This window comes from Bacillus sp. JJ1532, from assembly GCF_036965085.1.
In the GTDB taxonomy this organism is placed as follows: Bacteria; Bacillota; Bacilli; order Bacillales; family Cytobacillaceae; genus Cytobacillus.
This window is the reverse complement of record NZ_JBALOW010000037.1, coordinates 93255-99343: the sequence shown is the minus strand read 5'-3', so window position 1 is coordinate 99343 and position 6089 is coordinate 93255. Positions and strand designations below refer to the sequence as shown.

Genomic DNA, 6089 nt, shown 5'->3' with positions numbered 1-6089 from the left:
CAATAAAAGGTAAGCGACATATAAGTTTCTTTTTCTTCAAAATTCTACATATTAAACGGATTGTGGTTTGACATTGAAAATAGCAATAATGAGGTGCGTTTATGAAGTTATTTTCTAATTCAATTACGACTATTGAAAATGGTCTAAATTATTCTTCTCTAAAACAAAAAGTTATATCACAAAATATAGCAAATGAAGCAACTCCTGGATATAAAGCAAAAGAGGTTAGCTTTAAGCAATCATTGGAAACGGCAGTTAACCGATCAATAGAAGCTAATCGGACCGATCAAAGACATTTTTCCTTTAAAAGCAGTCCGCTTTCGAATGCGGGAATCATTAATCGGAAAAACGTGTCTTATAATCATAACGGTAATAGCGTGGATATTGATAAGGAAATGACAGACTTAGCCGGAAACCAAATTTATTACAATGCACTTATAGACCGAATTAGCGGTAAGTTTTCAAGCTTGCAGACTGTTATAAGGGGAGGTAAGTAGACATGTCCATTTTTCATAGCATGAATAATTCTGCTTCTGCTTTAACAGCACAAAGATTAAGAATGGATGTCATCTCATCGAATATGGCGAATGCGGAATCAACGAGAGGAAAGCTAGTTAATGGCGAATGGCAGCCCTATCGCCGTAAATCGGTCGTACTTGAACCGAAAGAAGGGCAGTTCTCCAACTTTCTAAATAACGCAATGAATCGTTCTAGTGCCGGTAATGGAGTGAAGGCTACAAGAATTATTGAAGACGAAACACCGTTTAAGCTCGTTTATAATCCAGAGCATCCGGATGCAAATGATGAAGGATACGTTGAGCTGCCGAATGTTGACCCTTTGCGGGAAATGGTAGACCTAATAAGTGCAACAAGATCATATGAAGCGAACGTGACCGTTCTTAATGCTTCCAAAAGCATGTTAATGAAAGCATTAGAAATTGGAAAATAGAGGAGCAGAATAAATGAATAATGTCGGATTCCCTTCTGTTAGCAATATTTTAAGGCCACAGGAAACTAAACAGACTCATACATATACACCATTCGAAGCTCACAAGAGTTTTGCGTCCGTACTAAAAAATTCAATTCAAGAATTAAATAAGCTCCAAAATGAATCAGACAAAATGACTGAAAAACTCGTAAAAGGTGAAAATGTTGATTTGCATCAAGTCATGATTGCCTCTCAAAAAGCGAGTGTTACATTGCAGGCAACACTTGAAATTCGCAATAAAGTCATTGAAGCCTATCAAGAGACTATGCGAATGCAAGTGTAATAGATTCATTGGTTTCATACATACAAAAACAATTTTAAAGCTAAAAACTTCTGTTTTGCGGTTATTAGCTGCCAAAGAGTGAGACAGAATAACCGGGGGATTGAAATGAAAGAATCGTTTCGGAAATATAAAGAAAATATCCAAGGATTTTGGCAAAGTCGAACCAAAAAGCAGAAGGTTCTGCTTTTTGGTTCCGTCCTTTTATTTATCATAATTGTTACAGGTGCATCGTTATTAGCGACTAGGACTACATTAGTTCCGCTTTATAGCAATCTTACACCCTCTGAAACAGGGACTATTAAAGAGAGTTTAGACGGCAGAGGCATTAAATCAGAAATAGCAGACGGTGGAACTACGATTAAAGTGCCAGAGGAAGTAGTAGATACACTTAAAGTTGAACTTGCAGCTGAGGGGATACCGAAATCTGGTAATATCGATTATTCATTTTTCAGTCAGAACGCTGGTATAGGTACAACGGAAAATGAATTTAAAATGATCAAATTAGATACAATGCAAACAGAATTAGCAAATTTAATAAGAGGGATTGAAGGGGTTACTGACGCAAAGGTCATGATTAACCTCCCCGAAAAAGGAATTTTTGTTAAAGATCCTTCTGAAGAAGCATCAGCTTCTATTGTTTTAAATACAAAATCAGGTTATCAATTTGAAGAATCTCAAATTCAAGCACTGTATCATTTAGTATCAAAAAGTATTCCTAATCTGCCTACTGATAATATCGTCATTACTAATCAATTCTTTGAGTACTTTGATTTAAAAAATAATCAAAATTCTACACCTGGCTCAACATTTGCCGAACAACATGAAATTAAAAAGCAAATTGAGCGAGATGTGCAGCGCCAAGTACAAGGAATGTTAGGCACACTAATGGGACATGACAAAGTTGTTGTGTCTGTGACGGCTGATGTTGATTTTACACAGGAGAACAGAGAGGAAAATCTAGTCACTCCAGTAGACGAAGAAAATATGGCCGGCATTGCTATTAGCGCCCAAAAAATAACGGAAACCTTTACAGGAAATGCAGATCAAGCAGGTGGCCTTGCTGCTGCTGAGGATCCTGCAGATGTTCCGGGTTCTTCTTATTTAGAAGGAAATGGGGCAAATGGTGATTATGAAAAAATCGAAGAAACGATAAATAATGAAGTAAATAAAATTCGCAAAGAAATAGTTGAGAGCCCATATAAAGTAAGAGATTTAGGCATACAAGTCATGGTTGAGCCGCCACAGCCAGAGGATCCAGCTTCTCTTCCTCAGGAAAGAGTAGATGATATAACCAAGATTCTTGCCACGATTGTTCGTACGACAATCGATAAAAAAGCAGGATCAGAAGAATTAACGGATGAAGCGATTAATGACAAAGTTGTCGTTTCAGTTCAGCCATTTAAAGGAAAAGTAGAATTCCCTAATGATGTTAAGCAAGTTCTGCCACTATGGGCTTACATTGTAGCTGGTGTGCTTCTTGCCATAATCGTTCTACTAATCTTCTTATTTATTAGGGCAAGAAGAAAACAAAAAGCAGAAGAACAGGAACTATTAGAAGTTGAGGAAGTCATTCATGTTCCGGACGTTAATGAGGAGCACGAGACAGAAAGCACAATGCGCAAAAAACAGCTTGAAAAAATGGCAAAGGAAAAGCCAGAGGATTTTGCAAAGCTTCTGCGTACTTGGATTGCTGAAGATTAGGGGGTATGGGTAATGGCAAAGAAAGATCAAAAAGAGCTATCGGGTAAGCAAAAAGCGGCCATACTTCTAATATCACTTGGACCTGATGTTGCATCATCTGTATATAAGCATTTAAGTGAAGAAGAAATAGAAAAATTAACCTTAGAAATCTCTGGTGTCAAAAAAGTTGATTCACTGGCAAAAGAAGAAGTCGTAGAGGAATTTCACAATATCGCGTTAGCTCAGGATTATATCTCCCAAGGCGGTATTGGGTATGCAAAAACGGTTTTAGAAAAAGCACTTGGGAATGAGCAGGCAGCTGTTATCATTAATAGGCTAACGTCTTCCTTGCAGGTGAGACCTTTCGACTTTGCAAGGAAAGCAGACCCGGCTCAAATCCTTAACTTTATCCAAAATGAGCATCCGCAAACGATAGCATTAATATTATCGTATTTGGATGCCGCTCAGGCAGGGCAAATCCTATCGGAGCTTCCGCAGGAAATGCAAGCAGATATTGCTAAAAGAATTGCCGTCATGGATAGCACAGCGCCAGAAATTATTAATGAAGTGGAACAAATACTCGAAAGAAAACTTTCAGCAACTGTTACACAGGACTATACACAAACTGGCGGAATTGAAGCAGTCGTTGACGTCTTAAATGGGGTTGACCGTTCTACTGAGCGGACAATTTTGGATGCTTTAGAAATTCAGGATCCAGAGCTTGCGGAAGAAATTAAGAAAAGAATGTTTGTATTCGAGGATATTGTTACCCTCGATAACCGCGCAATACAGCGAGTTATCCGCGATTGTGAAAGTGAAGATCTTATGCTTTCACTTAAAGTTTCAAGCGATGAAGTTAAGGAAATTATTTTCAAAAATATGTCTAAGCGTATGGTTGAAACGTTTAAAGACGAGATGGAATATATGGGGCCAGTTAGACTTCGAGATGTAGAAGAGGCCCAATCACGGATTGTTGCCATTATCCGCCGCCTAGAGGAAGCTGGAGAAATCGTCGTTGCCCGCGGTGGAGGAGATGATATCATTGTCTAGGTTAATCAAAGGAGTGCCGCCTTTAGTTAATCCTGTCCAAAACGACAAAAAAGTCATCGCAATCAAGGTTTTTAAACCGGAAGTTCTAGAAGATGAATTCGTTTCAGCTACAATAAATATGGAAGAACAAGTGCAATCACTGATTGAAGAGGCGCATAGGAAAGCTGAAGAAATATTAAACAGCTCAAGACATGAAGCGGAATTGATTCGTCAGCAGCTAGATGAAAATATTCAAGCCTTTGAGCAAGAAAAAGAAAGAATGGCTGGAGAAGCACATCAAACCGGATTCGAAGCAGGATTAACAGAAGGCCGAGAAAAAGGATATGTAGAATACCATGAAGTCATTCAATCAGCACATGATATCGTAGAATCGTCCAAAAAAGACTACCGAAGCCATGTTGAATCTTCAGAAAGAGAAATACTTGAGATTGGGATCAAAGTAGCCCAAAAGATATTAGGGAAAACGATCGAAGAGAATGAGGAAGAATTTTTACTTATTGTCAGACGGGCGCTAAAAGAAGCAAGGGACAATCAAGAGGTTCAATTGCATGTTCATCCAAGACACTATGATTTTCTTCTTTCAAATAAGGAAGAACTAAAAATGATTTTTCCAAAAGAAATAGATTTATTTATTTATCCAGATGATGAATTAGCAGTATCAAGCTGCATCATTGAATCGGTAAATGGGAGAATTGATGCCAGTATTGATAGTCAGCTAGAAGAAATAAAACGAAAGCTTATTGAAATGCTAGAGGGTGAGCAGGAATGAAGCTTTTGGATGTCATTGAGCAAATTGATCAGCTAGACTCCTTTAAACGCTATGGAAGAGTAAAGAGAGTAGTAGGTTTAATGATTGAGTCCCAGGGACCACCTGAAAGCTCGATTGGCGATGTTTGCTATATTCATGTAGGCAATAATCGAAAAAGAACCATTCAGGCGGAAGTAGTCGGTTTTAAAAACGAAGAAGTTATTTTGATGCCATATACAACTATTAATGATATTTCACCTGGCAGCCTGGTAGAAGCGACATCAAGGCCATTGGAAATAAAAGTTGGGGCTCAGCTGATCGGCTCAGTCATTGACTCGATGGGGCAGCCTCTTGATGGAACCCCATTGCCGAAAGGACTTTCTTCTGCGCCAACTGAGCAGGCTCCGCCCAATCCGCTCCAAAGACCGCCTATTTCTTCTGCTATGGAAGTCGGAGTTCGGATGATCGATAGTTTATTAACTGTTGGAATCGGACAGCGGGTTGGGATTTTTGCAGGAAGTGGTGTAGGGAAGAGTACTCTGCTAGGCATGGTTGCCAGGAATACAACTGCAGATTTAAACGTAATTGCCTTAATTGGAGAGCGTGGCAGGGAAGTGCGTGAATTTATTGAGCGTGACCTTGGTCCAGAAGGCTTAAGCCGTTCTATTGTCGTTGTCGCAACGTCTGATCAACCAGCATTAATGAGAATTAAGGGGGCCTATACAGCAACAGCCATTGCCGAATATTTTCGCGATAAGGGTCTAAATGTCATGATGATGATGGATTCGGTCACAAGGGTGGCGATGGCGCAAAGGGAAGTTGGACTTGCAATAGGTGAGCCCCCGACAACAAAAGGATATACCCCTTCTGTTTTTGCTATTTTGCCAAAGCTTCTCGAAAGAACTGGTACAAATGAAAAAGGATCCATTACAGCATTTTATACTGTTTTAGTAGATGGTGATGATATGAATGAACCCATTGCTGATACAGTCCGCGGGATATTGGATGGTCACTTTGTTCTTGATCGCGCTCTTGCTAATAAAGGTCAATATCCGGCGGTTAATGTGCTGAAAAGCGTCAGCAGGGTAATGAATAATATCGTTCCACCAGAACATATACGAGCAGCTGAGAAATTACGAGAGGCATTGAGTACTTATATGAATGCCGAAGATTTAATTAATATCGGAGCATATAAAAAAGGGTCATCCAGCGAAATTGATGAAGCTATAAGGCTCTATCCTAATATTATTTCCTTCTTAAAGCAGGGAACGCATGAAAAAATAACTTTTCAAGAAAGTGTTTACCAATTAAATAGCCTTTTAGGGAAAGGAGATTAATTT

Annotated in this window: 7 protein-coding genes; all 7 read left to right on the top strand. The window is 39.1% G+C overall.

What is annotated here, in order from left to right:
- Positions 1–101 precede the first annotated feature (101 nt).
- The 7 genes from flgB to fliI all read left to right on the top strand — a co-directional run bounded on the left by flgB (position 102) and on the right by fliI (position 6086).
- Entirely contained in the window at positions 102–497 is a 396-nt protein-coding gene (flgB, locus tag V7122_RS13625) for a flagellar basal body rod protein FlgB (protein WP_335347258.1), read from the top strand.
- Positions 498–499: 2 nt separating this feature from the next.
- Positions 500–949 (top strand): flagellar basal body rod protein FlgC, encoded by a 450-nt coding sequence (gene flgC / locus V7122_RS13620; RefSeq protein ID WP_335347257.1) that lies wholly within the window; start codon positions 500–502, stop codon positions 947–949.
- 13 nt (positions 950–962) lie between these two features.
- Positions 963–1271, top strand: a complete 309-nt coding sequence (gene fliE, locus V7122_RS13615) for a flagellar hook-basal body complex protein FliE (RefSeq protein ID WP_335347256.1) — start codon at positions 963–965, stop codon at positions 1269–1271.
- Positions 1272–1376: 105 nt separating this feature from the next.
- Positions 1377–2972 carry a flagellar basal-body MS-ring/collar protein FliF gene (gene fliF, locus V7122_RS13610; RefSeq protein WP_335353191.1) on the top strand — a complete coding sequence of 532 codons (1596 nt, stop codon included), beginning with the start codon at positions 1377–1379 and terminating at the stop codon, positions 2970–2972.
- 12 nt (positions 2973–2984) lie between these two features.
- Positions 2985–4001 (top strand): flagellar motor switch protein FliG, encoded by a 1017-nt coding sequence (gene fliG, locus V7122_RS13605; RefSeq protein ID WP_335347254.1) that lies wholly within the window; start codon positions 2985–2987, stop codon positions 3999–4001.
- Positions 3985–4770 (top strand): flagellar assembly protein FliH, encoded by a 786-nt coding sequence (fliH, locus tag V7122_RS13600; RefSeq protein WP_335347253.1) that lies wholly within the window; start codon positions 3985–3987, stop codon positions 4768–4770. The genes fliG and fliH overlap by 17 nt, the downstream gene beginning before the upstream one ends.
- Positions 4767–6086, top strand: coding sequence for a flagellar protein export ATPase FliI (gene fliI / locus V7122_RS13595; RefSeq protein WP_335347252.1), 1320 nt, complete (start codon positions 4767–4769; stop codon positions 6084–6086). The genes fliH and fliI overlap by 4 nt, the downstream gene beginning before the upstream one ends.
- Positions 6087–6089: the final 3 nt, after the last annotated feature.